A 26,169-nucleotide genomic window follows, 5' to 3' on the forward strand; every position below is an offset into this window, starting at 1 on the left:
CTTAGTGGCGTTCTGACTCGTTAATTTCTTTTCGATAGTATCGTTTGTGATAACTTTTAACTTTAGCGTGTACACCTTTACTTAAGCTTTTAAACTTAGCTTCAAGGACATCTACACCATATAAAATACCCACCACTAAAATGGATAGTTTAATAGCTGCCAATAAATTATCGGTTGCAATCACTACACCAATAGATGCCAAAACCCAGATAGTTGCCGCCGATGTTACCCCAACCACAGCACCATCTTTAGCGAGCATAACTCCAGCACCTAAAAAGCCGATGCCAGTAATAATTTGACCAACCACGCGCGAGTGGTCAATCACATCACCATGGAGCATAAACGCCGTGGCTAAAAACAAATAAGTACCTAATATAATCAGTACTGAGGTTCTTATTCCTACTGGTTTGCCCCGTAACTGGCGTTCCATACCAATCAAAGCGCCACAAAATGCAGCACTGCCTATTGCCGACCACGAATAGGGGGCGATATCTACTAATTCAAAAAAAGTCACTCAAAATCCTAAAATTACTGCATGTGTATAGCCAGTGCCGTACTCAAACGAGAACTACCGAAACTGGCCATTTTTAAAAAATCACTCTTAGCGATGGGTACGTGTTGACAATCAATCGCCAGCTGTTTATCGCTTTCACAAAAAGGGTCATGAACATATAGACAATGCTCATCTAAATGCGTTACACACACCCAATGCGGTGACTTTTTACCATCAAAGCGATACGTACTGATCAATAGCACCACGGCCATTTTGGCTGCTAACCAGCGCTCTATGTGCTCAAGGGTTAAGTCTTGATACTTCACATCTAGTTTGTGATTAATTGCCTCAACCACAAATTGATTATGAACCGTATGTAAAATCGCTTTCTTCTTGTCACTTCTTACGCCATCAACAAACAATGTATCACGTGTATTAATAATCACATCGGCTGTAAAACCGCGTTTATTGGCAGCTAAAGCAAGTCCTAATGGATGACAACCACCATGACCAGAGGTCATAAAAATAGTGGTTGCTTCACGCCAAATATCAAGCTCATTCACTTGTGAAATAATCGCTTTTTTTATTGATGACATTGCCATTAATAATGCCGCTGGCCCGCAAGTAAATTCGGTTGTTTGTTGATACCAAGGCGTTACACGCGAAAACTCAAGCTCATTAGTTTTACGAATGTTTTTTTGCATCCGCAAGGCATCACTATGATCATCATAATAGTCACTGTATTGCCCAAATACCCGATAGCCAAGCTTTTCATAAAGTGCGATTGCAGCTTTATTATTTACCGCCACTTCAAGACGCATAAATAACCGCCCGCGTTCAGCCGTTGCTCTTTCTAGTGCTTTCAAAAGCTGCTGAGCAATGCCTTTGCCTTGTGCATTTGGTGCAACTGCTAGCGAATATAAACGTGCTAAACGAGTGCCTTTATGACACCACACTAAGCCATAGCCGAGTATCTGTTGATCTAACTCTGCAACCATTAAAATACCATGTTTGGCTGCAATCCAGCGCTTCAAGCTACGCGCACTTAATCTATCTTGATTAAAACTTTGCTGCTCTATCTCAAGTAACGCTTTTAAATCGCTATCTGTGGCAGCGCGAACTGCCACACTATGCTCGGTCATTAACTCCGGCCTCGTGCTTCGAGGCGTTGTTTAAATTCTTCCATAATGATCATATAGAGTTCATCACCTAAGTAACCATCTTCTACTTTATGGTCAATACTTGGGTTATCGTTTACTTCAAGCACATATGCACGGCCTTGGTGTTCTTTAACATCCACACCATAGAGCCCTTTGCCTACAGTTTTACATGCTTTTAATGCCGCATCTAAAACTGCTTTTGGCAACTCAAAAGTAGGCAGTGTTTCAAAACCACCAGAGAAAAACCGTTTTGCATCATGATTATAAATTTGCCAATGATTGCGAGCCATTAAATAACGGCATGCATAGATAGCACGACCATTTAGTACCCCTACTCGCCAATCGTATTCTGTGTACATATATTCTTGGGCTAGAACTAAAGCGCTAAATTCAAATAGCTCAGCCAATTTTGCTGCCAGCTCATTGCGATCAGTTACTTTGTAGACACCTTTTGAAAACGACCCTTCCGGCATTTTAAGCACTAGTGGATAAGTAAATGCCTCTTCAAGCTGACTGATGGTTTCATCACTTTGATCAGCTACTACTACGGTTTTTAAGCTCGGTACTTTTTGATAATTAAACGCATCATGCAAATACACTTTATTACAACAGCGTAAAATAGACTCAGCATCATCAATCACCACTAATCCTAGGCTCTGCGCCTTACTTGCCAGACGATAAGTTGGGTGGTCAATTGCAGTTGTTTGACGAATAAATAGCGCATCAAACTGAGCGATATTATCTATTTCGTCAAAGCTTAGCGCTTGAGCATAGATACCATGTTTAGCTGCCGCTTTGATAAAACGGGCTATTGCATCTTTATCGCTTGGTGGTACTTTTTCATTGTGATCAACTAAAATAGCCATATCCCAGCGGTAACGTTTTTGCGTACTACTTATACGCCACTGTGTTTGCGTAAACTCAGTTAATTTAGCAACAAAGTCTTGATGCTGCTGAGCATTAAGCGACGCCAATGAACCTTGCTGTAACAACCCAGCTTCATCTACAAATAAAATAGGCGCTGGGTATTGTTTAAATACCATTTTTGCCGCTTTGTTTTGTAATTCATTTACTGCGTGCCCAAAATATAAGGCATCATCAAGATGACCAACATTAAGCATTAAAGTTTGGCCACAACGTAGCGCATTAATCGTTTTTACACTTGGTAATACCTGATGTTTACGTGCCTCAGCAAGTAATGAGCAATAATAGCCTTTACTCAAGTATTGGCTTGAGTCGCATAGATTAATAATGCGCGTTTTTGGCTCATTATGCTTTGGGTAATCTCGTAAGTAAGTGTTGAAGGTAATTACGTTTTCGAATGAATGAGCAAGTGCCTGCTCGTTGTTATCAACCACAATCAAGGTTTTAAACACGACTTTTCCTAAAATAAGTCAAAATACAAATATAAGAGTGAATGTAAATAGAAACACCCATACTGCTAAGTCATTGTTGTGCTACTGGTGTACTTAACAGGATGGGTGCTTTAGATTCAGCTACTGCTTAATCTACAGGTGATTTATAAAGGGTTTTTCGCTACCTTACCAACGAGTAATTTTTAGCGTTAAGATAAGTAAATTTAATCAACCACAGTAAGGTCTAATAAAGCTGGTTAAAGCTCCTTTCAGCACCACTAACTTATTGAAACAATTTCTAATAACGTGGATTTATTTGCTATTGTAAAACTAAACTCATCACCTTGTTGCTTATCCATCAGTAATTGACCTAATGGTGACAGTGGTGTGAGAACATACACTATGGTGTCTTTTATTTTAATGCTTAAACCACCAGAAAGTGGTCCTAAAAAATACCATTTTAGATTTTCGTCTTCATCGCAGATACAGACCAGCGAACCAATGGTAACTTTACTTGATACAGCGATTTTAAATGCCTTTTCAAACTCGATAATACTCAAATGGCAGTCATTCACACGCTGTGCTTGCCCTTGTGCCAAATAGGCAGCTTCTAGGCCTAATGTATCGTATTTATTTTCAGCAATATTTTCTTCATGAGTGGCGGTGTCATGGGCTGTCTTTGCAGCAGCCTGCGCGGTAGTAAGTTGCCCTTCTAAAGCAAAACGCAGGCATTCAATCACATGGGTTTTATTCATATCTAAGGAATTATTTTAAATCTATAATGACTGTATTTTAACGTGCTTTGGGCTGCATGTAACTCAATTGCCTAAAAACATGGTTATTCATAGGCATTGATTAGTAAATATGGAAGGATATTTTTTAATTACTCTTGATTACTCTTGATTAGTAATAACATAAATCAAGCGCTGTTGTTAACAACGCTTGCTGAACTGTTTTTTACTACTTAGCTATCCATGGCGTTACTTTTAGTAATGGCACCGACACAGCAAATGCTGTTTTATCGTCTTCCCACTGCTCAGTAACTCTGACATGACAAATTGCCCCTTGGCAATCAAAAGCAGGATCGGCAATAGTGACTGGATCTGCAAAAGTCAGCACTACACCTTGTTGTTCAGGCAATAAAAAGCTCATCAGTTTGCTAACAAAAAAACCCGACAGATCCGATAATAATTCATCAAATTCATTATTAAGCTGATACAACTGGTGTTTATTCAAATTACTATTATTAAACTCACGCGCTTCAATTTGCAGTTTTAACTGGCAATCGTGATTTTCGTTCTGAGGCTCGATAACCACCACAGCTTTATTTGTATCAAGTTGTTTATCAAAAGGAAGTAAAAGCTGAGCATGCTCAGTGTAATTAAGTGGAAACTCCTCTCGCTCAGTAATAATGCGCCCGGTTTTAATTAAACATTCATCATTACTAGCAATGTCGGTGATATAAAAATTGACCTGAGCAAATTGAAAATCACCTTTATTGACGACTTTTAAACGATCATAAAAGCCATCATAGGAGACCACAAACTCTTTTGCTTGCACAGTAAATGTTGCTATTAGTACAGCGGCAGCTGCCATAATATGACTGATACTACGTACTGGGTTATTCATCAAAGTAGGCTCTATTTTGGTTGATCATTTGATTTAATTCTTCGATATACGCCTCACCACGCTCAGAGTATGAGGTTAATCCGTAGCTTAGTTTAGTCGCTGAAATTGGCTTTTCTTGTAAACGTAAATCGGCGCGGATACTACGTAAATGTTTATAGGCAGCATGAGTATTAATATTCTTAAAATAAGAAGTCACGGCTGCGCGCACAGATTTAAATGCCGCCACCTCATGATCTGCACCGGTATTACGACGATTAGGCACCATACCGCAGCCCTTGCTATAACACCACTGACCAAAAAAGTTTAAACCTATTCGAGCAAATCGAGACGTTCCCCATGCTGATTCGTTGGCCGCTTGCATCAGCGCTAACTCTTTAGGAATAATATCAACTCGGTTTAATGCCTTACGCAAAGACAAACTATCAATCGTTTCTGGTAATTTATAGCTATTTAAAATCGTTTTAACTTGCTTGGTTTGCGTGCGACTTAATGGTTCATCGTATTGCATCATCATCAATGCAATCTCCAACGTTGCCCGCTGCTGCAGAATTTTTTTATTTTCAGCCTCAACATGCGGCCGAATAAAGTTAAAAAAAGCATGTTTTTTTTCTTTAACATCACTAAAACCATCAAAGTCAGGAAGTTTAACATTATGTAATGGCTTTTCTTTCTTTTTGACTGGTGGCTTGATTGAGGTTGTTTCGTCCTCAATAACTGGATCCGATTTTTCTATAAATGGGTAACTCAATGCCCAAATAAAAAATAGGCTAACGATTAAACGAAAAAGATACTTAAGCATGTATTCTCTCAAAGAAACTAACATTTATGCATGGTATATCCACACGCATCTGACCATTCATTATACCTAAGCCCTTCAATAAAGGCGAATATACCCATTGGAAGGATTTATAATCTAAAAAAATCAGCTACAATTAAGCGCATAGAAACGCTAAAAAAGTTACCGGATACTCATTAATGGAATTAGACTGGCAAAGCCGCATAATAAATCAAAACAAGTTTCGCCCTAATGACAATCGCTCAGCGTGGCAAGTAGACCGCTCCCGGATAATCCATGCAGCTGCATTTAGACGTTTGCAAGCTAAAACTCAGATAATGGGAATTGGCCTAAATGATTTTCATCGTACACGATTAACTCATTCTTTAGAGGTATCGCAAATTGGCAGTGGTTTACTTCGTCATTTAGAGAAACAACACCCTGACTTCACACATTTTCCCGACCCTAGTTTGCTTGAGACGCTTTGTTTGGCGCATGATATAGGCCATCCTCCTTATGGCCATGGCGGTGAAATTGCCCTTAACTACATGATGCGTGAACATGGTGGTTTTGAAGGCAATGCACAAACACTGCGCATTGTTTCAAGACTCGAACCATACAGTGATGGTCATGGTATGAACTTAACGCGCCGTACTTTGCTTGGCTTTATAAAATACCCGGCTTTTATTGATGACTTATGGCACACCATCCCACATCATGATCCGCAACGTGCATTTATAAAAGCTGACGACTGGCGTCCAGCAAAAGGTTTATACAAGGATGATAAAGCGACCTTTGACTGGATTGTAGCGCCTTTATCTGACGCTGATAAACAACGCTTAGGCGATTTTAAGGCCGTCGATCAGTTTAGATCTAAAACCAGTTTTAAATCCCTTGATGCAGCAATTATGGAACTTGCCGACGATATTGCTTATGCCGTACATGACCTTGAAGACGCAATTGCAACAGAGCAAATCACCCTAAAAGAGTGGCAAAATCATGCCTTACCCGCACTTGAGCTTGTGCAATGTGAGTGGCTTGGCGACAGTAACTTAACCGAGCGGCTATTTTTAGGTAGCGAAGCACAACGTAAAGATGTGATTGGGGAATTAGTAAACTTATTTATTACTCAATCATCCATTGTGCACACAGAACTTGAGTTTGAAAATCCAATTTTAAATTACACCGTTGAACTACCCCACTGTTATCAGCATTTACTTGAGACTTTAAAGTCATTTATTTATCAACGACTCATTCGTGCTTCGCATATGCAGCAAATTGAGTTTAAAGGACAAAAGTTAATTATTGAATTATTTGAAGCATTTGCCTGCGAACCATTACGACTTTTACCTGAAACCACAGCAAATGTGTTTCGCCTAGCACAACAACAAAATGGTAATACACACAGAGTAATTTGTGATTATTTAAGTGGCATGACTGACGAGTATGCGTTTAAAACACACCAACGCCTTTTTTCAAGTAATAGCTAGCATTAACAAGATATGTGATATGAAAAGTACACCAGAATTTACTAGCTTTAAAAAGTTTTACCCATACTACTTACAAGAACATAAAAATATTACCTGCAAACGGTTACATTTTTTTGGTAGCTCTTTGGTGCTTATTATCGTTTTGTATGTGCTGTATAGCCAACAATTTATGCTGTTGTGGTTGCTACCCATTATTGGTTATGGTTTTGCCTGGGTTGGTCATTTCTTCTTTGAGAAAAACCGCCCTGCTACGTTCAAATACCCGTTTTATAGCTTATGGGCAGACTGGGTGATGTTTAAAGATATGCTGATTGGCAAAATAAAATGGTAGTCACTGTTGTTTTGTAATAACCGACAAACAAGCAAAAAGATCATTATGCAAACCTGTTTTTGTCGCTTTTCAGTGATATAGTTAACGCCATTTTTGCTATTCAAGATATTAAAATGTATCGATTATTTGAGCGGATGATCAAGCCGTTTCCCGAACAAAAGCCAACCCAGCCTCCTGCGACGCTATTTGCATTTTGTCGTCACTACACTAAAGGTATGGAAGTCTCGCTATTTTTTATGTCGCTAAGCGCTGCATTGCTCGCGATTTTAGAAGTATCACTGTTTAGCTATATGGGCCAGCTTGTTGATTGGCTAAGTATCTACACCCCTGAAACATTATTTGTTGAGCAAAAATCTGAACTCATAAAAATGGCGATAGTGCTACTTGTTGTCCTACCTATCGTGGTGTTTTTTCATTCTGCGATATTGCACCAAGCCTTGTTAGGTAATTACCCGATGTCAATTCGTTGGTTAGCACATCGCTACTTGCTTCGCCAAAGTGTGAGCTTTTACCAAAATGAATTTGCAGGGCGCATCGCCACCAAAGTAATGCAAACATCCCTCGCGGTGCGTGAAACCGTGATGAAACTACTTGATGTATTAATGTACATAGTGGTTTATTTTGGCGCTATGGTGTTTTTAGTAGCCGAAGCCGATTGGCGCTTAATGCTTCCTTTGCTTGTATGGTTAGCTCTGTATATTTTGATCCAAATGTACTATGTACCTAAGCTCAAAAAAGTGGCTAGCTCGCAAGCAGACGCTCGCTCTGAGATGACCGGCCGAATAGTTGACAGTTATACGAATATTTCGACTATTAAATTGTTCTCATATACCCAACGTGAAGAGCAGTACGCAAAAGACAGCATGGATGTATTTTTACAACCTGTGTATAAGCAAATGCGCTTAGTTACCAGTTTAAATTTTGCCATTCAAACGCTTAACTACTTCTTAGTATTTAGTGTTGCGGCATTATCTTTGTATTTATGGACTCTGAGTGCCATTAGTGCCGGCGCAATTGCAATTGCGGTAAGCTTAGCACTGCGTTTAAATGGCATGGCGCAGTGGATCATGTGGGAAATTAGTGGCTTGTTTGAAAACATCGGCACTGTCGCTGATGGTATGAAAACGTTATCAAACCCAATTGAAGTCGATGATCTGCCTGATGCCAGCACATTAAGTGTAACCACAGGTGCAATTGACTTTAATAATGTGCATTTTAACTATGGTAAGGCCGCAAACGAAACGAATCGCGGCGCTGTTATCAATGGCTTAAATCTCAACATCAAAGCCGGAGAGAAAATAGGTCTTGTTGGTCGCTCTGGCGCTGGTAAGTCAACACTCGTTAATTTGTTGCTACGTTTTTACGATATTGATAGCGGTAGTATCAACATCGACGGCCAAGATATCTCAAAAGTGAGTCAAGAAAGCCTGCGTAAGTACATTGCGATGGTTACCCAAGATACTTCTTTACTGCATCGGACAGTCAAAGAAAATATCCTTTATGGCCGCCCAGATGCCAGCGATGAAGAAATGATGAAAGCGGCTAAACAAGCCAAAGCGCTAGAGTTTATTGATGACCTTGAAGATAGCAAAGGCAACAAAGGTTTTGCAGCCCAAGTGGGTGAGCGCGGCGTAAAACTCTCTGGAGGTCAACGCCAACGTATCGCCATTGCTCGGGTGCTGCTGAAAAACGCCCCGATATTAATTTTAGATGAAGCCACCAGCGCGCTCGATTCTGAAGTTGAAGCGGCTATTCAAGCTAGTCTTGATGATTTAATGACCGGTAAAACCGTCATTGCCATCGCGCATCGACTATCCACTATTGCACAAATGGATCGGCTCATCGTACTTGATGAGGGCGGCATTGTAGAGCTAGGTAGCCATGAAGAACTGCTGGCACAAAATGGTATTTATGCCGCGTTGTGGACACACCAAACCGGCGGGTTTATTGGTGTAGAATAATTTTTACCTAGCCATAACGCCTTAGTTAAGTTTCAAAATCCAAGCGCTGTTTTTTGAAACTTAACCAGCCAAGTGTCATTACGAAAATTTTTATCGTTTTTAATACAACTTAAAAACCATACCTTCCCTGCCAATTTGGCTATGAAACTGTTCCCTACAAAACTCATATTTTGGGTGGCTTGGCCGTCTCTTTATACCCAAACCACCTCAAGATGCGAGTTTCAGTTGGAATTAAAAGCGATTTAGGCAAGGCATTGCTTGCAAGGAATAGTGGTTCTATTGTTAAAATCAATAACGCAGTATAAATCGCTTTAAACCAACCTGTTGGGAGTTTCACAGGCACTTACTCTCAGCGTTGTTACTTCTTAAAAGGGACTGCCATTGTTGCAAAGTAACGCCTTGATATTAAGCCCCTGTGAAACGCTGAATTCTGCACCTTGAGGTGGTTTGGGTATACTGCTATAATCGCGGCCTTTCATAGCCTGCGTAATTTGTCAGAGTGTCTCCTTTTAGCTCTGTAATACGCATATGCGCTAGTAGTTTAAATGACAGCAACCTGTATAAGCGAAATTATCCATGAGCGAAAATAGTCACATTAAAGTCATCGTTGGCATGTCCGGCGGTGTTGATTCTTCTGTATCAGCTTATTTATTAAAACAACAAGGCTATCAAGTTGAAGGCCTGTTTATGAAAAACTGGGAAGAAGATGATAATGATGAATATTGCGCTGCTGCCGACGATTTAAAAGACGCGCAAGCAGTCTGTGACAAGCTGGGGATTGAACTACACACAGTTAATTTTGCCGCAGAATATTGGGATAACGTATTTGAGTACTTTCTTGCTGAATATAAAGCAGGCCGTACGCCAAATCCTGACATCATGTGTAATAAAGAAATCAAATTCAAAGCTTTTTTAGAATTTGCAGCAACGGCGCTTGGCGCTGATTTTATAGCCACGGGCCATTATGTACGCCGTGAATTACGCGATGATAAATACGTTATGTGTCGTGGTCTTGATGATAACAAAGACCAAAGCTACTTTTTATACACATTAAGTCATGAACATATTGCACAAACGCTGTTCCCAGTTGGTGATATTGCCAAACCTGAAGTGCGTCGCATTGCTGAAGAGCAAGACTTAATTACCCACGATAAAAAAGACAGTACCGGTATTTGCTTTATCGGTGAGCGTAAGTTTAAAGACTTCCTACAAAAATTCTTACCTGCACAACCGGGTGTTATTGAAGACACAGACGGTAACAACGTTGGTGAGCACGAAGGCTTAATGTATCACACTCTCGGTCAACGCAAAGGTTTGCTAATTGGTGGCATGAGAGAAGGCTCTGGCGAACCATGGTATGTAGTAGATAAAGACTTAGAACGCAACGTATTGATTGTTGGTCAAGGTAAAGACCATCCGCGTCTTTACAGCAATGGACTAAATGCCAACCAATTACACTGGGTTGATCGTGTTGGGCCAAAAGGTACCACCCGCTGCACGGTAAAAACTCGCTATCGTCAAGAAGACCTAAACTGTACGCTGCTCGTTGGCGATGATGGTTTTGCCCGAGTATTATTTGATGAACCACAAAAAGCAGTAACCCCAGGACAATCTGCGGTGTTTTATGTCAACGAAATATGTTTAGGTGGCGGTATTATTGATTCGGTGATCAAATAATGAATGAACACCAAGTCATGGCATTAGCAGCCATGTGCCAAGTTGCTAAACAAGTTCAAAAAATAGCGCAGTACGGCAGTAGCAACGATTACGAATTAGAAAAACTATTAACCAGTATTGTACAAACCTCCCCTGATTCACCCAGTGATGTGTATCAAGGCACTGAGAATCTAAGAGATGGTTATAAAATCTTACTTGATCAACTCAGTGCAGGTGAAAAGAAAGATGTTGAAATCGTCAAATACGTTGGCGGTTTAATGCAACTTGAGCGTGCACTGAGCGCAAAAGCAAGTAGCTTAGCAGAGCTTGGTAAAAGCATTGATGATATCAAGCGACGTCTTGATCACTTTGCTATTACTGATGACACTGTTATTACGGCTCTTGCCGATATTTATTCAAAGGTGCTTAGCCCCCTAGGGCACCGAATTCAGGTTTATGGCAAGCCTGACTTACTAAAACAGCAATTAGTACAACACAAAATACGTGCATTATTATTAGCAGGTATTCGCAGTGCAGTATTATGGCGACAAATGGGCGGTAAACGCCGTCACTTTTTCTTTGCGAAAAGAAGAATTATCGCCATTGCTAAAAACCATATTTAATTATCGTTCAAAACTAAAATTTAGGAGTTATTATGGAGCTTTCAGCGTTAACAGCTATCTCTCCGGTGGATGGTCGCTACGGCAGCAAAACCACTGAACTACGCAGTATTTTCAGCGAATTTGGCTTGATAAAATACCGTGTAACAGTCGAAGTTCGTTGGTTACAAGCCCTTGCAGCAGCTGATGCGATCAAAGAAGTACCGGCATTTAGCGACGAAGCCAATGCTTTACTTAACGCGATTGTTGATAACTTCAGCGAAGCCGATGCGCAACGTGTAAAAGATATCGAGCGTACTACAAACCACGATGTTAAAGCCGTTGAATACTTATTAAAAGAAAAAGTAGCTGACAACGCCGAGTTACATGCAATTAATGAATTTATTCACTTTGCATGTACATCAGAAGACATCAATAACCTGTCTCACGGTTTAATGCTCACTGAAGCACGTAACGAAGTATTACTTCCTTACTGTGATCAACTACTTAATGCAATTAAAGAAAAAGCCATTGAGTACAAAGCAGTACCAATGATGACACGTACTCACGGTCAACCTGCAACACCTTCAACTATGGGCAAAGAATTTGCCAACGTATATATGCGTTTAAAGCGTCAACGTGACCAAATTGCACAAGTTGAAATGCTAGGTAAAATCAACGGTGCTGTAGGTAACTACAATGCTCACCTCAGTGCCTACCCTGATTACGATTGGCACAATCATGCTGAGCAATTTGTAACTAGCCTAGGGTTAACATTCAACCCATTTACAACGCAAATTGAACCGCATGACTACATTGCCGAGTTATTTGATGCGATTGCTCGCTTTAACACTATCTTATTAGATTTTGACCGTGATGCATGGGGCTATATAGCGCTAAATCACTTTAAACAAAAAACCATTGCGGGTGAAATTGGTTCATCAACTATGCCACATAAAGTTAACCCGATTGATTTTGAAAACTCAGAAGGTAACTTAGGTCTAGCAAATGCTATTTTCGCTCATCTAGCGCAAAAGCTGCCGGTATCTCGCTGGCAACGTGACCTTACTGACTCAACAGTACTGCGTAACTTAGGTGTTGGTATGGGTTATGCGCTAATTGCATACCAGTCAACCCTAAAAGGTGTAAGCAAGTTAGAAGTAAACGAGCAACGATTACTTGACGAGTTGGATCAGAACTGGGAACTGCTAGCAGAGCCAATTCAGACGGTAATGCGTAAATACGGCATCGAAAAACCATACGAAAAGCTAAAAGATTTAACCCGTGGTAAACGTGTAAATCAAGAGATCATGGCTGACTTCATCGATGGTTTAGAGTTACCGGAAGAAGCAAAAGTAGAAATGAAAAAACTAACACCGGCTAACTATATTGGTCGTGCTGTCGAGTTTATCGACAACCTAGTTTAAGCTTTCTGCGACAACTTATTTTATATACACTATAAAGCGAAAGGCTCTTGCCTTTCGCTTTTTTCATTTTAATGGGCGCAGCATGTATCAATTAACGATTAACGACTTATCCGAGCAAGACTTTCTAACACAGTTTTGGCAAAAAAAACCGCTCTTGATCAAGCAAGGGTTTACAGACTTTGCCGACCCGCTTGATGCTAATGAGCTTGCCGGTCTTGCCATGGAAGAGAGCATTGAATCGCGTATTATCACTAATCATGATAATGACTGGCAAGCGCATCATGGCCCATTTGAAGATTTTGAATTACTAACCGAGCAACATTCTACCCTACTCGTACAAGCAGTCGATCATTGGCATCCTAATGCTGCGCAGCTGCTGGAACCATTTCGGTTTATTCCTAATTGGCGTATTGATGACCTAATGATCAGCTTTTCAACGCCTGGGGGTGGAGTCGGTCCGCATTTAGATCAATATGACGTATTTATTATTCAAGGTGAAGGCAAGCGTCATTGGCGTGTCGGTATGCCAGATAATAAACTAAAACAATTTGCACAAAATAAAAGTTTATTACAAGTTGAACAATTTCCAGCCGTGATTGATTGCATCCTAGAACCAGGCGATATTTTATACATCCCGCCGGGCTGCCCACATGAAGGTTATGCTGTAGAAAACGCATTAAACTACTCGATCGGATTTCGTGCACCAAATCAACGCGATCTATTATCAAACTTTGCTGATCACATTATTGATAAAGAAGCGGGAAATAGCCGTTATCAAGACCCTGCAATAACACTGCGCGATTCTAAAGGTGAGATCCAAGCTTGCGAAGTCGAAAACATTAAACTATTAATGCAAGCGGCCCTAAATGACGACGCATTACTTAAATCTTGGTTAGGTAATACACTTAGTCAACCTAAGCATGAAATGGATTTAATGCCGCCAGAAGATTTATTTAATAGTGAACAAATAGCTGAGCTATTGAATGATGATGATGTGATTTTTGAGCGCCTCGGTGGCACCCGTGCATTGTATCAAGTTTTTGAAAATGAAATACTTCTGAGCGTAAATGGTGAAAACTACCCACTCCCTGTTAGTGACTTAACTGCGGTTAAATTACTGACTGACCATACTATGGTGACAGCAGAGCAACTAAATAGTTCAAAAAATAGTTTAGTTTTTATACAAACCTTTACTACACTAATTAATGAGGGGATTTGGTTTTGCTAGGAGTGTGTTTGTATGGGCTATCATATCAACAAGGTAGAATGGGATATAGGCAAGGAGTTACTACAACAGATCAGAGAGCGGGTATTTGTATGTGAACTACATATTCCCAAACATATCGAGTTTGATAATCTTGATAGATATGCTCATCATATACTGGTAACAGATGACAGCCAAGGCCCAGTTGCAACAGGCCGATTATGTAGCGATGGCCTTATTGGCCGTATTGCGGTGCTGCCAGAGCACCGTAATCGCTCCGTCTATCGTTCATTGCTGAATTATATTGTTGAGCTTGCACAACAGCAGGGTTGTGATTGCGTCAGCATTAATTGTATTTTAAATGAGGTAGAACGATTTAAACGTAATGGCTTTGAACAACAAGGTTGTGTGTTTATGGAAGCAGGTATTCCACGGCTTCGTATGCAATGCCCCATTAATAAATTCAATACGAAACCATTTACACTGGTGCATTGATAAAAATTTATTAAAAATGGCCATCCTAGCGAGTTAAAAACCACCAATTTAACGCAATGGGCATTAAAAAAGCGAACATATTAATGTGTAACTCCACATAACACGTTCGCTTTTTTAATTTTTAAAGCTGTTTTTATATTAAAATCTTTAAGTTAAAATTATAAATAAGCTTTCAGGTCAATTAACTTCGTTTGCCCACAGCTCTTCTTTTTCGTACATTTCATAAATACCATGCGCACGATTAATTAGTAGGTTTGCAAAATCAACTTTAGTTTTATCGTGTCCACCGGTTTGCATAATTTGATCTGCTTTTAACTGCCATTGCAGAGAAAAATATCGCAGCGCATCACGCGCATTTTCGGCAACTGATGCTAACGCATGATCAGTTGGTAAGCGACCGGTGATAACCCAATAACTTTTACCGTCTTGGCCTTTAAACTTCCATAGGGCACATAACGGAGCGATAAAGCGGCTTTCTTTTTCTAGCAAAGTTTTTGGCATTACGCCCTTCTCTGCTAAATGCTTTTGTGCATTTTGAAAACACTCACGTTGCCATGCAATACTTTGCTGCTTTGCTTGTTCTTGTTCTTCTGGTGTTAATTCTTTAAGTTGTTTTTGTTCCACAGTATTCATCACTCGTTTACATAATTTTAGTTACTTTAAGGGCATATAATTATCGGTGCAAGTATAAAAGACCAATTCCAGCGAGAGCATAAACGATCGCCTGTTTTTTCTACACTCTAACCCATCGTTCTACGCACAACTGTTTACTAATACAGCAGAAAAATCAATTTATAGCTAATTTATAAACTATAAATCCGTTGTTAATGCATACCAGCACGGTATTATTCATCGTTTGTTTAACGATAATTCTTTTTCGCTGTCATACGATTAAAAAAACTAGGAAAGAAACGTTTTATAGTCGGAGCCCAGCCACTGATCCCCTCGCCAACCACCACTTCATCTTTACGTCTAGCTATTGCACTGACCATTTGCTTCACAGCAGCCGTTACATCCATACCATTTTCAATGGAGTATTCAGCCTTATTTTGCGCAATACCATATTCATTAAGTGAATTATGAGCAATAGCCGTTTTTATAGAGCCTGGGCAGATAGTCAAACAATGAATGTTTTTATTGGCCACTTCAGCTCGCAAACAATCCATAAAACCAACGACTGCATATTTAGAGCCTGAGTAACCGGTTCTGAACTTAGAGCCAACTTTACCTGCGACACTGCTGATTGATACTACACAGCCGCCGCCATTTTTAACCATACTCGGTAATACCGCTTTAGTTAGCGCAATCAAACCAAAATAGTTAACTTCCATAAGTTGACGATACACAATAAAGTCATTTTCTAAAAACAAACTACGCTGCGACACGCCACCATTATTAATTAAAATATCAACGTTACCAATCGTAGCCATACTATTTGTAACATACTCAAGTACCTGCTCAGGTTGTGATAAATCAAGAGGTATTACTTTGTGTTGTCCAGCCGGTAACTCGCTACAAAGTTGATTTAGTTTATCTGCACTTCTGGCTGATAAAATAATATTAGCGCCTAAGTGTGCTAACTGTATCGCTAACTCTTTACCAATACCTGATGATGCCCCGGTGATCCACACCGTTTTATTATTAAAGTTCATGCTCTACCTATGATTATTATTAAGGCTTTGTAGGACCCGCAATGTCTGTGATCTGTTGCTCAAGTTGTTTATATAGTCCGAGTAAAAAAAGCGCCTCAACAAGCACAAATAATGGCCCAATGATAAGCCCGATTAAGTCATCAACAAAAGCTGGTTTTTTACCTTCAAAATAATGCCCAATAAACTGTAAAACCCAGCCAAAAATAAAAACACCTATACTAACAGCTAACCAGCTAGTAAAACTAAGTGAAGCTATTGGCGCAGCCGCTATACTCATTACTACTAAAATAACAGCCATTATCAAACCTAGTGAGACATTAAGCAGTAAATAATAAATCACAGTAGCTAACACAAAAACATGAGCGCCATTGATAACATGATCAGCAACCGGTAAATAAATACGCGCTAATAAACACAATACAGCGTATACAATGAGTGGAATACCAAAAAAGTGTGTGAGTACATTGCGTTTTGAACGGTGATATAAGCCATAATTGCCCAGTTGTTGTTGCAGTGTTTTCATTTTCTCTACTTTATATAATTATCTTATTATTTACTTTAGCAGTTAACACAACGCGAGAATGTCTTCTACCCGACATTTGTAAAATCCACTTATACAAATGCGCTTATGATTTTACCTTTATCGTGATCTGGAGTTTTAGATTGTAACTCACGGCCTTTTTGATATTCTTGTCCAAGCATTTTTTGTAACGATTCCATTTGTTTTGCTAATTCGTCATTCCCCCCTGCTGTTGTATTTTTTCTGTCAGCTTTTCAATCGCGGCCTTAAGTTCAGCTATTTTATCTTTATCAACACCTAATCGTTGATAAATAAGCGCTTCATTTGCTTTTTCTAAAAAGTCTTTCCATATGAAGGGTTTTTAAGGCTACTAACAGTATCAACTTGGCTATTTTTTGCCGTTTCTGGCAATTCGGTTGCCGCTTTAGAACGGCTTATGCTTTTCGCTTGCACAGGAGGTTATAAGGTTCTGTACGGTAATAGTTATTAAATGTTAGTGAGATCATTGCTTCAAATCCATTGATAGTTTTATTTTATAAAGCAAATTTAAGGCCAATGAACCCATATCAGGTAAAAATAATAACGCAGCTAATGTACAAGTAAAGCCAGCTGTTGTTTATCAAGAATTTCTATACGCTGGTAATGCAGGGAAATAAGCTTTTTTGCACTTAATAACTGCAAGATTTGATTAATAGTTTGACGAGTTAAATAGGTCATATCTGCGAGTTGTTGCTGCGATAACATAATAGTAGCGGTATTACTGGGCAGCGACATGGTTGCCATCATAACCAGCCGTTTACAGACTTTCTGCTGTGCAGTTAATAAAGCATGATCTTCTAATGAAGTGAACAGCAGCCGCATTTTTTGTGAAAGTAAAACACCAAAATCATGCCAATAAACAGGCGTGATTGTTAATAATTGTATCAGTGCCCGATGCGGTACATGTAGCAATCGAGCGGGTGTTTGTGCATAAACATCGTGGGTACGCAAACCACCATCAAATAAAGCAACTTCACCAAACCAAATAGCGGGATCTATAAAACTCAGTACCGCTTCTTTACCTTCTCCATTTACTCCACTGACTCGCATAACTCCATTAACAACAGCGTATAAACCCGCATTTTCATCTCCTCTTAAAAATAATGCTTCACCCGCATCGAGTTTAATTACTTTTGCATGTAACAATAGCTGGTGTTGAAATTCTTCCGAGCGGCTACTAAACCAATTTCCTTGGTTAATTATCGCACGGTCCTGTTCATTCATATCGGTTTACTCTACATTAGTTTTAATAATCAAATAATAAAAGGGATCACTATGTTACACAAAGTTATTTACAGCGGGTTATTGCTAAGTACGTTATCTGCACCAAGTTTTGCAGCAGCTCCTGATCAACAGATCAACAAGAATCTAAAAAAAGCTAACCACAGTGTAAGTGAAAAAGTGATCACTTGGCGACGCCATCTTCACCAATACCCAGAGCTTAGTAACCGCGAATTTGAAACGGCTAAATACATTACTAAACATTTAAAAGCACTGGGGCTCGAAGTACAAACTGGGATAGCCCATACTGGTGTAGTTGCTAAACTCAAAGGTGGTAAAAAAGGCTCTTTGGTGGCACTGCGTGCCGATATGGACGCCTTGCCTGTCACTGAGCAAGTTGATTTACCGTTTGCTTCAACTCAGACCTCAACCTACCGTGGTAATGAAGTAGGTGTTATGCACGCCTGCGGCCATGATAACCATGTCGCTATTCTAATGGCTGTAGCTGAATCTTTGGCTAAAATTCAAGATGACTTAGCGGGTGATGTATTATTTGTCTTTCAACCAGCTGAAGAAGGTGCCCCAGAAGGTGAAGAAGGCGGTGCTGAACTCATGCTAAAAGAAGGCTTATTTAAAGAAAAACCTGATGCCGTGTTTGGTTTACATGTAACCAGTTCATTAAACACAGGCCAAATTGGCTTCCGTGAAGGTCCGCTTATGGCCAGTGAAGATTCATTTACAATCAATGTACAAGGCCGCCAAACTCATGGTTCACGACCATGGAATGGTGTTGATCCGATTGTGGCATCATCACAAATAATTATGGCCACACAAACAATTTCATCTCGCCAAGTTGATGTTACTAAAGCGCCGTCAGTTATTTCGTTTGGTGCTATTAATGGCGGCGTACGTTCCAATATCATTCCCGATAGTGTCGAGTTAATTGGCACGATTCGCACCTTTGACCAAGCAATGCGCGCTGATATCAAAAAACGTTTAGTGAAAACAGCTGAAATGGTCGCTGAATCCGGTGGTGCTAAAGCTGATGTACATATCGACCACGGCTACCCTGTCACCGTAAACGATGTAAAACTCACGCAAAAAATGACGCCAACACTAACTAAAGTTGCTGGGGCTGAGAATATCATTACCACTGATTTGATCACCGGCGCTGAAGATTTCAGCTATTACGCTTTAGAAACTCCTGGATTGTTTTTCTTTTTAGGTGTTACCCCACAAGGTCAAGATGCAAAAACGGCAGCAAGTAATCATTCACCACAGTTTTTCGCTGACGAGCAAGCACTGCAATTAGGCGTGAATGCTATGACGCAGTTAGTTGTGGATTACTTTGCAATGAAAAAATAACCATAACTTCAACGTACATGCAAAATCATAATCGGTTGGCATGAAATAAATATACCCACACTCTGTGGGTATATTTAAAAGTATTGATAAACCTACGCGGATTTATTTTATCGTGCGGTTAGTAGTTGTGATAAATAGTCAGGCTTACCTTCAATACGTTCAAGGTGAGGATATTTAAGGCCATCATGATAATCGATCTGAATTTCACTGTACTGATCAAAGTTTTTCACCAAGAGCTTAATTGGCGCTTTTGAGCCTTTAGCATCCGTCACTGCATCTTTGAGTGCATCAGCACTAAACTGAGTATTATTAACGGCAACAATTTGCATACTTGGCGCAAGACCCGCATTAAATGCAGGGCTATCCCATAATACGTCACGCATTTTGCCTTCTTTATTTACCGAGAAGCCCAGAGAATAAAGTAAATCAGTCGATTTATAGCGGCTTTCAATTGCTTTAATGCCATCAGAGGCTTTATCGTTATAGGTCAATTTCCAACCTTGGTCTTCCAGTGATTTAGATAAGTTAACATGGCCTTTTAAACGCGAATTAATAAAGTCATCCCATTGATACTTTTCAATACCATTAAGCGTGTTAATCACATCATCAAATTTATAGGTCAACACATTCCAATCACCCGGGTTTACGCCAAAAAAGTTCTGGGCAAAATCATCTAATGAATGACTGTTGTTACTCAATTCACGTAATTTTGCATCAACCGCAAACCAAATTAATTCTCCACCAGAGTAATAGTCTTCGCTCATTTGATAACTACGATAAGGCAAAGATGAACGCTGAGCGATAGTTGGATCGTTGGTTGTATCTAAAATATTACGCCATGCCATGCCAGGTCGGCCTTGGTCGTAGGTTGCACCTAAACGAGCTAGCATATCCATCGCATTTTCTTGGCTCCAAAGTCCAGAACGAGCCGCAATGACTTGCCCCCAAAACTGTGTTTGCCCTTCATATACCCATAAACCATTAGCTTCTTTAACTTGGTTATAGGTCGGTGTCCATAATGCGTCAGGGCGACGATATTTACCATTCCATGAATGATTAAATTCGTGTGCTAATAAATCGCGACCGACCCATGACTTATCCCAGTCAGTAAAATAATTTTCTTTCGCGCTATTTTCACTTGAGCGATGATGTTCCATGCCGATACCGCCTAACTTATCTGTCAGGGCAAGTAAAAAGTCATAATGATCAAAGTGATGTGCACCATAAAGCGCATACATTTGTTGAATAAGCTCACGGTGTGCTGTTAACCCTTCAGCACTGATCTCAAGATCTTTTTCTTTATCGGCAAAGACATTTAAGAACACCGGAGTATCTGCATTTGGGTTTAAATCAACACGCTTATAGTGGCTACCGGCAAACATTGGCGAGTCTACAAGGTTTTCAAAATCAATTCCCTCAAAGGTAACTGTATTGCCTTTTTGCGAAGATTTTTCAAGTGCAGTAGCAAACTGCCACCCTTTTGGTAACGTTACACTCGGTTGAAATTTAATTTTACGGCTATAGTGCCCAGCAGGGTAAAGCGCTACTGTATCCCATTGTAAATTGAGCATTTCTGGCGTCATCATAACGCGCCCTTGCGCTGAACTTTGTGGTGACAAGAATTGATATTCAACATGCAACTCACGTACACCTTTAGGAACCTTAAGATTAAAAGCATATACATTGCCAGGATCTCGTTGCCATTCGATCACTTTACCTTTTGCTGACATTTTCAATCCAGCCAAATGACTTATTGGTCCAACTGGTGAGTGATGTCCAGGTATCCATTGTGGATAAAGCAAAGTCATTTCACCAGCACTAACAGGGATAGTTTCGTTTATTTTAAAAATACGATGAGCTAGATCTGTGGCATCAACCGCTATTTTTATAGTGCCGGAATATGGAGTATCAATCGGGTTTGGAACATCAGCAAACGCTGGAAGCGTAAAGCCCATAACAGAGCTGAGGGCGGCAGCAGCAAAAACATGTTTATTCACTTACTTCTCCAATTAGAGAGGCGCAAAACACGCGCATTAGATGGGTATTATCCTGGTAATTTGAGTGCAAAACACTCGGCAACCTCCTTTTTACTTTCAGAAACTTCTGAAACAACCAACATCAGTTATAACTATAACAACAGCTAATAGCAATGATTTATGGACGAACAACCATTTAATGCGTTCAATTTATTTGCGCTTTAAGTCAATTTATAGTGCCGAATTTAGCTGTATCAGCGCTTATTTGCATTCTTGTACTGAGAATATAAGAGCGCTGCAAGCACTGTTTTAAAACTTAATCATGCACAATACCTATGTTCAGGCTAAATAAATCATCAGTACGCTATCCTAATAGGCTACTTTTTTGGTAATGGTATGGAGACCACAATGGCATCTGACTATTTTCATTTGTTAAATTTGATCGGGGTAGCGTTTTTTGCCATCTCAGGTACTCTAATGGGCCATGAAAAAAACATAGGAGGTTTGGTGTTGTGGTTGTCGCGTCAGTAACAGCGCTCGGCGGTGGCACACTGCGCGACGTATTGTTAAACCAGCCAGTATTTTGGATAGCCGAACCGGATTACTTATACGCAACATACAGCGCCATATTTATCGCCGTAATATTTATTCGTCATTTACCTCACGTATCAAACTATTACATGTTGCTGGTCGATGCTTTGGGCATGGCAATTTTTAATATTGTTGGCATTGAAAAATCCTTAATCGAAGGCACTACGATGATTGTGGCTATTACTATGGGCATGACCACGGGCATCTTTGGTGGTCTAATGCGCGATGTAATATGCCGTGAAGTCCCCCTTGTCATGCGCGAAGAGCTCTACTCCACCGCGTGTCTATCTGGTGGCTTAACTTATGCCACACTGTTTCTATTAGAAGTACCTTATGTTTGGTGTATTTTAGGCGCACTCTTTATTACCGTATTTTTACGGCTCGGTTCCCTACACTGGGGATGGCAACCAAATATATTTAGAAAAAGGTCGGTTAGAAAACAATAGTTTGCTTTGTGAAGTTCCGATTAAAACGCCGAAATTTTGTACGTATCTTTTTCATCGGTGATGACGAATTAAACTGAATCTTACGTCCCAATATCCATTTTTCGTACCAGGTTACAGCATACAATTCATAGTTATTTAAGCTGAAATAAGCAAGAGTATATCGTTTGCCTTAAATTCAAGCTCCATAAGTAGATCATCGTATTTCCAGTCTCGATACTCTTGTTATTGGGTCAGGATATGCTTTTTGAAATCAGGCCGTTATAGGTGGCAATATGATACTTTTAGGCACCTTGTCTTATTTTACCCCTATTTTTTCAACTGTGTTTGCCTCTATTTACTTATCCGTTGCTTTAGCTGACTCTTTTTAACAAGGTGTTGTGCTGGTGACGATTGGTTCGTTAATTTGCTTTTGGGTTTCTCGCACAAAAAAACCTGTAGTAGATAATTAAATTTAAAAACGAGAAGCAAATAATGCTTCTCGCTTTATCAGGTTTTATTAGCTGGCTAATCTTAGCCCTAGCATCACCAGCATAACTAGATTCGCAATTACGCCAATCAAAAAGAAGTAGCTACGCGGGCTGGGGTTTTTCTCGGTGGCAATTGCGTAATACAGTGCCATATGAATTAAACGTGCAATGACGTAAACCCAAATACAGATTGCAAAAACCGAACTGTGGTAATTCATCACAAAAGCAAATAAAACCGTTCCTATAAATAACGCGCTGTTTTCTAATGTGTTATGAAAGGTGCGATGCGCTCTAAATATAAAACTCTCATGAGATAGGTCTTTATCAATTTTTCCTGGCACAGCCCCAGGCTGTTTGGCTTTACTAAACGTCGCCACTGCCCACTGTACTAACATCATAATTAAATATAAATAAAATGCTATAAACGCTGAATGTGCTATATCGGTCATTGTTTAATCCTTTGTGTTGTTATTAGAGTAGTAGTTACAGCAACTATCAAGCCAAAGATAAGCCACTGATGTATATAGCAATTACTTTTTAGTAAAATAATTTTTTGTAATAGATTCATTCTTTATATAAAACTTACTCTATCACAGCGTCTTGGTATTTTTTTAGAGTCTGAGCGCAACTTAAAACCAGTACTAATTACGTATTTTATAATTTTTATTTGATTATTTATTCTAAGTATTGTTTTATAGCGTTACTGATAACGGAACGGTAAAATAAATATGATGAATAAAATAACCAAGTGCTTAGCAACTTTAGCGCTGTTGAACTGTGTATCAGCGCCCGCTTTTTCAGCTCAATATGAAATCGAAAAAGGTGAAAACTTGTCTAAGTTGGCGCAATACAAAGACGTAACCACCATTAAACGCAATTTCGCAAAACAAATAGCGCTTAATTACAGTGTATTAAACGCTGATCTTAAACAAACGCTAAGCCAATATAAACTGGTTTTGAATGCGGACCAGCTACCGTCTTTAGGCATGCACACACAACAAAATACTCGTTTAGCAAACAGCGCGTTACAACAACTTAAAGGTTTACCACAAAACACCGGTAGTTTGTTACAAGTGCGTTTGGCAAGTGACACAATGCTTAGCGCTTGGCAGCAAGGCGAACGCCCTTTATTTGCATTTGCACCTGCTGGTGACGATTCGCAATGGAGCGAAATTGAAGCGTTCGATCAGTATGGTGACATTCATTATCTTAGTGTTGACCAAATGCCGACCCAACCTGTATTTATTGTCGAATTAGATCAACAAAAAGTACAAGATGCGGGTATTGCAGTAATGAGAGGAATTTTATCTGCTAACAAATTCAGTAAAACCACGGTTAGTCCACAAAACCAGTTAAGCAATGAACAACCCCTGCAAACCAGTGTATTGAAAAAAATACGCTTAGAAGATGACAAAGAACCTTGGATCTCAGGTGGTGCTGAAATTTATGCCATTGTAACGGGTATCGACCCGACACGAGATGAACCAATATTAGATATCGTTGATTTACCGTATTTAGATCATGATCAAACCGATTACAGCCCTAATCAGGTACTCATTCATTGGCAGCGTTATCGTTGGCAGGCGGTTGATTTACTCTTAATGGAACAAGATGACAACACCAACTATAAAACTTTAGCAATAAAATTATTAGAAATATCAGAGCAAGTGATGGCGAGCATTCCTGATTTACAAGCGCAGGGTTATGCCATTATCCCTAAGCTGACCAATGAACTGCTAAAAGCAATGCCGGATGAATGGTTTACTAATAATGACGATTATGTTGATGTTTTTTACACGCTGTTTGAAAACAAAGACTATCAAGAATATAAAGGAGCAAGCAGTAATGCGACCATTACGCTGTCTCCTTTAGAAATTAACCCAAGACTAAACTAAGTCATACCCATTCGCTTAATTATTATTGCGGATGGTATCACTCCCCCATACTTCAATAGCCACCCATTAGCGCTTTAACGTTAACGGGTGGCTTTATCACAGCCACTTTTTTGAAATTACACGTTATATTTAATACCAATCTGCTTGGATATGGGATCTATTTTAACGATAAGAAAATTGCTCTATAACTAGGCAAAATTTTTGATATCTAGTTGTTCTAAATGAAAAATTTTTAACAACGTTATAGGGTGATTTAATTCGTTAAATTGTTCAAATATTTATGCAGGTTGGTATATTACCCTAACCTTGCGCCACTGATTTACGAAAGCGCATTAATGCAACAGTAAAAAACACACTGCCAATAACAACTAACGCTAAAAAGTAAGGCCAAACTACATCCCACCCTGCCCCTCGGTATAAAATTGCTTGAGCAAATTTTACAAAATGCGTTGTTGGCGCCAATAACATTATATTTTGCACCACCTCAGGCATACTTTCTCGCGGCGTAACACCGCCAGAGAGCATTTGTAATGGTAATAAAATTAAGATCATCAATAACCCGAGTTGCGGCATAGTGCGCGCCTGCGTTCCCAACAATATACCCAGCGATGTGGTCGCAAATAAATGAATCGCAACGCCAAATAAAAATAAGCCTGGCGAGCCATGAATAGGCACTTGTAACAAACCTTCGATCACAATAAATAATGAAAACGCAGTCAGTAATAAAATCACTAAACCATTAGCCCAAATTTTCGCCATCACTATTTCAAAGGGGCTCAATGGCATCACTAATAAATGCTCTAATGTGCCGTGTTCGCGTTCACGGATCACCGCGGCGCCAGTTAAAATAATCGAAATCATTGTGATCACGTTCATCAATTCCATCACGCTACCAAACCATACACTTGTCATGTTTGGATTAAACATAATGTGCGCCGATTGCTTTATTGGCAGTGAATAAACGGTTCGATAACCTTGCACAAACTCATTTACTTCGCCGTTAATAATAGTTTGAATATAGTTATCACCAATAAATGCTTGCGACATACGCGTAGCATCTATATTTACTTGAATTGTAGGTTGCTTAGCTGCAAGTACATCACGCTCAAAATAAGGCGGGATATTAAGCACAAAAGTATAACGGCCATTATCCATAGCTGAGTCAACATCGCTTAATGAAATACTGTCTGGCGTTTTAAAGTAAGGCTCATAAAAGGCATCAATAATACGCTTAGATAATTGCGATTGGTCGTGATCAACAACTGCAATCGGCGCATTATTTAACTCTATCGACGTGGCTGAAGCCACCACATAAATCAACCCAGTAAAAGCAAAAAAAACGAATAGCAACAAGACCTTATCACGCCATAAACTACGCAACTCTTTAATACCTAAATTAATAATGTTTCCGCGACGTTGCAT

23 protein-coding genes and 3 pseudogenes are annotated in these 26,169 nt (G+C 39.6%); 12 read left to right on the plus strand and 14 right to left on the minus strand.

Translation table 11 applies throughout. The features are described 5' to 3' along the window. Position 1 precedes the first annotated feature (1 nt). The 6 genes from H5187_RS01615 to H5187_RS01640 form a co-directional block, all read right to left on the minus strand. Positions 2-514, minus strand: coding sequence for an MgtC/SapB family protein (locus tag H5187_RS01615; protein WP_145233140.1), 513 nt, complete (start codon positions 512-514; stop codon positions 2-4). Positions 515-528: 14 nt separating this feature from the next. Continuing rightward, positions 529-1,635: a ribosomal protein S18-alanine N-acetyltransferase gene (gene rimI, locus H5187_RS01620; RefSeq protein WP_149982527.1), complete on the minus strand. Its 1,107-nt coding sequence runs from the start codon at positions 1,633-1,635 to the stop codon at positions 529-531. Then, positions 1,635-3,029 (minus strand): RimK family protein, encoded by a 1,395-nt coding sequence (locus H5187_RS01625; RefSeq protein WP_182767642.1) that lies wholly within the window; start codon positions 3,027-3,029, stop codon positions 1,635-1,637. The genes rimI and H5187_RS01625 overlap by 1 nt, the downstream gene beginning before the upstream one ends. A gap of 257 nt (positions 3,030-3,286) precedes the next feature. After that, the gene (locus H5187_RS01630) at positions 3,287-3,763 is read right to left on the minus strand and encodes a GreA/GreB family elongation factor (RefSeq protein ID WP_182794020.1); all 477 of its coding nucleotides are present in this window, start codon (positions 3,761-3,763) and stop codon (positions 3,287-3,289) included. 205 nt (positions 3,764-3,968) lie between these two features. Further along, entirely contained in the window at positions 3,969-4,637 is a 669-nt protein-coding gene (locus H5187_RS01635) for a DUF2987 domain-containing protein (RefSeq protein WP_182717414.1), read from the minus strand. Beyond that, positions 4,630-5,436 carry a glucosaminidase domain-containing protein gene (locus H5187_RS01640; RefSeq protein WP_182760899.1) on the minus strand — a complete coding sequence of 269 codons (807 nt, stop codon included), beginning with the start codon at positions 5,434-5,436 and terminating at the stop codon, positions 4,630-4,632. The genes H5187_RS01635 and H5187_RS01640 overlap by 8 nt, the downstream gene beginning before the upstream one ends. A gap of 176 nt (positions 5,437-5,612) precedes the next feature. Here H5187_RS01640 and H5187_RS01645 point away from each other — a divergent pair, with 176 nt between their 5' ends. The 8 genes from H5187_RS01645 (at position 5,613) to H5187_RS01680 (ending at position 14,575) form a co-directional block, all read left to right on the plus strand. Continuing rightward, positions 5,613-6,902: an anti-phage deoxyguanosine triphosphatase gene (locus H5187_RS01645; RefSeq protein ID WP_182794019.1), complete on the plus strand. Its 1,290-nt coding sequence runs from the start codon at positions 5,613-5,615 to the stop codon at positions 6,900-6,902. Positions 6,903-6,921: 19 nt separating this feature from the next. Further along, positions 6,922-7,233 (plus strand): DUF962 domain-containing protein, encoded by a 312-nt coding sequence (locus H5187_RS01650; protein WP_149982533.1) that lies wholly within the window; start codon positions 6,922-6,924, stop codon positions 7,231-7,233. 113 nt (positions 7,234-7,346) lie between these two features. Further along, a complete protein-coding gene (locus tag H5187_RS01655; protein ID WP_145233131.1) occupies positions 7,347-9,194 on the plus strand; it encodes an ABC transporter ATP-binding protein in 1,848 nt (615 codons plus the stop codon). Between the two features lie 576 nt (positions 9,195-9,770). Then, positions 9,771-10,871 (plus strand): tRNA 2-thiouridine(34) synthase MnmA, encoded by a 1,101-nt coding sequence (gene mnmA, locus H5187_RS01660; RefSeq protein ID WP_182717411.1) that lies wholly within the window; start codon positions 9,771-9,773, stop codon positions 10,869-10,871. Then, a complete protein-coding gene (gene hflD / locus H5187_RS01665; RefSeq protein WP_149982535.1) occupies positions 10,871-11,473 on the plus strand; it encodes a high frequency lysogenization protein HflD in 603 nt (200 codons plus the stop codon). Before mnmA ends, hflD begins: the two co-directional genes overlap by 1 nt. 32 nt (positions 11,474-11,505) lie before the next feature. Continuing rightward, positions 11,506-12,876 carry an adenylosuccinate lyase gene (purB, locus tag H5187_RS01670; protein ID WP_145233128.1) on the plus strand — a complete coding sequence of 457 codons (1,371 nt, stop codon included), beginning with the start codon at positions 11,506-11,508 and terminating at the stop codon, positions 12,874-12,876. 82 nt (positions 12,877-12,958) lie between these two features. Then, positions 12,959-14,104, plus strand: coding sequence for a cupin domain-containing protein (locus H5187_RS01675; RefSeq protein ID WP_182794018.1), 1,146 nt, complete (start codon positions 12,959-12,961; stop codon positions 14,102-14,104). Positions 14,105-14,116: 12 nt separating this feature from the next. After that, positions 14,117-14,575: a GNAT family N-acetyltransferase gene (locus H5187_RS01680; protein WP_145233126.1), complete on the plus strand. Its 459-nt coding sequence runs from the start codon at positions 14,117-14,119 to the stop codon at positions 14,573-14,575. Between the two features lie 177 nt (positions 14,576-14,752). On the opposite strand, the gene H5187_RS01685 is transcribed toward H5187_RS01680, so the two are convergent. From H5187_RS01685 to H5187_RS01700, 4 genes are all read right to left on the minus strand, one after another. After that, a complete protein-coding gene (locus H5187_RS01685; RefSeq protein ID WP_220493027.1) occupies positions 14,753-15,208 on the minus strand; it encodes a DUF4826 family protein in 456 nt (151 codons plus the stop codon). Positions 15,209-15,435: 227 nt separating this feature from the next. Next, positions 15,436-16,227 (minus strand): SDR family oxidoreductase, encoded by a 792-nt coding sequence (locus H5187_RS01690; RefSeq protein WP_182794017.1) that lies wholly within the window; start codon positions 16,225-16,227, stop codon positions 15,436-15,438. 19 nt (positions 16,228-16,246) lie between these two features. Then, a complete protein-coding gene (locus H5187_RS01695) occupies positions 16,247-16,750 on the minus strand; it encodes a DUF962 domain-containing protein (protein ID WP_145233124.1) in 504 nt (167 codons plus the stop codon). 585 nt (positions 16,751-17,335) lie between these two features. Beyond that, positions 17,336-18,010 (minus strand): Crp/Fnr family transcriptional regulator, encoded by a 675-nt coding sequence (locus H5187_RS01700; RefSeq protein ID WP_182739623.1) that lies wholly within the window; start codon positions 18,008-18,010, stop codon positions 17,336-17,338. A 51-nt stretch (positions 18,011-18,061) separates the two neighbouring features. Between H5187_RS01700 and H5187_RS01705 the strand changes: the two genes are divergently transcribed. Beyond that, on the plus strand, positions 18,062-19,372 hold the full coding sequence (locus H5187_RS01705) for an amidohydrolase (RefSeq protein WP_182760895.1): 1,311 nt from the start codon (positions 18,062-18,064) through the stop codon (positions 19,370-19,372). A gap of 107 nt (positions 19,373-19,479) precedes the next feature. On the opposite strand, the gene H5187_RS01710 is transcribed toward H5187_RS01705, so the two are convergent. After that, positions 19,480-21,369, minus strand: a complete 1,890-nt coding sequence (locus H5187_RS01710; RefSeq protein ID WP_310737072.1) for a peptidase M61 — start codon at positions 21,367-21,369, stop codon at positions 19,480-19,482. A 387-nt stretch (positions 21,370-21,756) separates the two neighbouring features. On the opposite strand from H5187_RS01710, the pseudogene H5187_RS01715 reads away from it, so the two are divergent. Further along, positions 21,757-22,385 (plus strand): annotated as a pseudogene (locus H5187_RS01715) (trimeric intracellular cation channel family protein). Here the strand turns inward: H5187_RS01715 and H5187_RS25005 are convergent. After that, positions 22,372-22,607: pseudogene (locus H5187_RS25005) on the minus strand (ClbS/DfsB family four-helix bundle protein); the annotation flags it as partial. The pseudogenes H5187_RS01715 and H5187_RS25005 sit on opposite strands and share 14 nt — an antisense overlap. Here H5187_RS25005 and H5187_RS24515 point away from each other — a divergent pair. Next, positions 22,604-22,834: pseudogene (locus H5187_RS24515) on the plus strand (EamA family transporter); the annotation flags it as partial. The pseudogenes H5187_RS25005 and H5187_RS24515 overlap by 4 nt on opposite strands. A gap of 47 nt (positions 22,835-22,881) precedes the next feature. On the opposite strand, the gene H5187_RS01725 reads toward H5187_RS24515, so the two are convergent. Further along, the gene (locus H5187_RS01725) at positions 22,882-23,301 is read right to left on the minus strand and encodes an MAPEG family protein (protein ID WP_182717402.1); all 420 of its coding nucleotides are present in this window, start codon (positions 23,299-23,301) and stop codon (positions 22,882-22,884) included. A 279-nt stretch (positions 23,302-23,580) separates the two neighbouring features. On the opposite strand from H5187_RS01725, the gene H5187_RS01730 reads away from it, so the two are divergent. Continuing rightward, positions 23,581-24,747 (plus strand): DUF3103 family protein, encoded by a 1,167-nt coding sequence (locus H5187_RS01730; RefSeq protein WP_182797487.1) that lies wholly within the window; start codon positions 23,581-23,583, stop codon positions 24,745-24,747. A gap of 300 nt (positions 24,748-25,047) precedes the next feature. On the opposite strand, the gene H5187_RS01735 is transcribed toward H5187_RS01730, so the two are convergent. Beyond that, positions 25,048-26,169, minus strand: coding sequence for an ABC transporter permease (locus tag H5187_RS01735; RefSeq protein ID WP_182797488.1), 1,122 nt, complete (start codon positions 26,167-26,169; stop codon positions 25,048-25,050).

Origin of the sequence: Pseudoalteromonas sp. SG44-1 (assembly GCF_014164315.1) — a bacterium.
GTDB lineage: Bacteria > Pseudomonadota > Gammaproteobacteria > Enterobacterales > Alteromonadaceae > Pseudoalteromonas > Pseudoalteromonas rhizosphaerae.

Coding starts and splice junctions, on each gene's coding strand:
- rimI (WP_149982527.1), bottom strand. CDS start 1,635: ATGACCGAGCATAGTGTGGCAGTTCGCGCTGCCACAGATAGCGATTTA.
- H5187_RS01630 (WP_182794020.1), bottom strand. CDS start 3,763: ATGAATAAAACCCATGTGATTGAATGCCTGCGTTTTGCTTTAGAAGGG.
- H5187_RS01635 (WP_182717414.1), bottom strand. CDS start 4,637: ATGAATAACCCAGTACGTAGTATCAGTCATATTATGGCAGCTGCCGCT.
- H5187_RS01640 (WP_182760899.1), bottom strand. CDS start 5,436: ATGCTTAAGTATCTTTTTCGTTTAATCGTTAGCCTATTTTTTATTTGG.
- H5187_RS01645 (WP_182794019.1), top strand. CDS start 5,613: ATGGAATTAGACTGGCAAAGCCGCATAATAAATCAAAACAAGTTTCGC.
- H5187_RS01650 (WP_149982533.1), top strand. CDS start 6,922: ATGAAAAGTACACCAGAATTTACTAGCTTTAAAAAGTTTTACCCATAC.
- H5187_RS01655 (WP_145233131.1), top strand. CDS start 7,347: ATGTATCGATTATTTGAGCGGATGATCAAGCCGTTTCCCGAACAAAAG.
- mnmA (WP_182717411.1), top strand. CDS start 9,771: ATGAGCGAAAATAGTCACATTAAAGTCATCGTTGGCATGTCCGGCGGT.
- hflD (WP_149982535.1), top strand. CDS start 10,871: ATGAATGAACACCAAGTCATGGCATTAGCAGCCATGTGCCAAGTTGCT.
- purB (WP_145233128.1), top strand. CDS start 11,506: ATGGAGCTTTCAGCGTTAACAGCTATCTCTCCGGTGGATGGTCGCTAC.
- H5187_RS01675 (WP_182794018.1), top strand. CDS start 12,959: ATGTATCAATTAACGATTAACGACTTATCCGAGCAAGACTTTCTAACA.
- H5187_RS01680 (WP_145233126.1), top strand. CDS start 14,117: ATGGGCTATCATATCAACAAGGTAGAATGGGATATAGGCAAGGAGTTA.
- H5187_RS01685 (WP_220493027.1), bottom strand. CDS start 15,208: ATGAATACTGTGGAACAAAAACAACTTAAAGAATTAACACCAGAAGAA.
- H5187_RS01690 (WP_182794017.1), bottom strand. CDS start 16,227: ATGAACTTTAATAATAAAACGGTGTGGATCACCGGGGCATCATCAGGT.
- H5187_RS01695 (WP_145233124.1), bottom strand. CDS start 16,750: ATGAAAACACTGCAACAACAACTGGGCAATTATGGCTTATATCACCGT.
- H5187_RS01700 (WP_182739623.1), bottom strand. CDS start 18,010: ATGAATGAACAGGACCGTGCGATAATTAACCAAGGAAATTGGTTTAGT.
- H5187_RS01705 (WP_182760895.1), top strand. CDS start 18,062: ATGTTACACAAAGTTATTTACAGCGGGTTATTGCTAAGTACGTTATCT.
- H5187_RS01725 (WP_182717402.1), bottom strand. CDS start 23,301: ATGACCGATATAGCACATTCAGCGTTTATAGCATTTTATTTATATTTA.
- H5187_RS01730 (WP_182797487.1), top strand. CDS start 23,581: ATGATGAATAAAATAACCAAGTGCTTAGCAACTTTAGCGCTGTTGAAC.
- H5187_RS01735 (WP_182797488.1), bottom strand. CDS start 26,169: ATGCAACGTCGCGGAAACATTATTAATTTAGGTATTAAAGAGTTGCGT.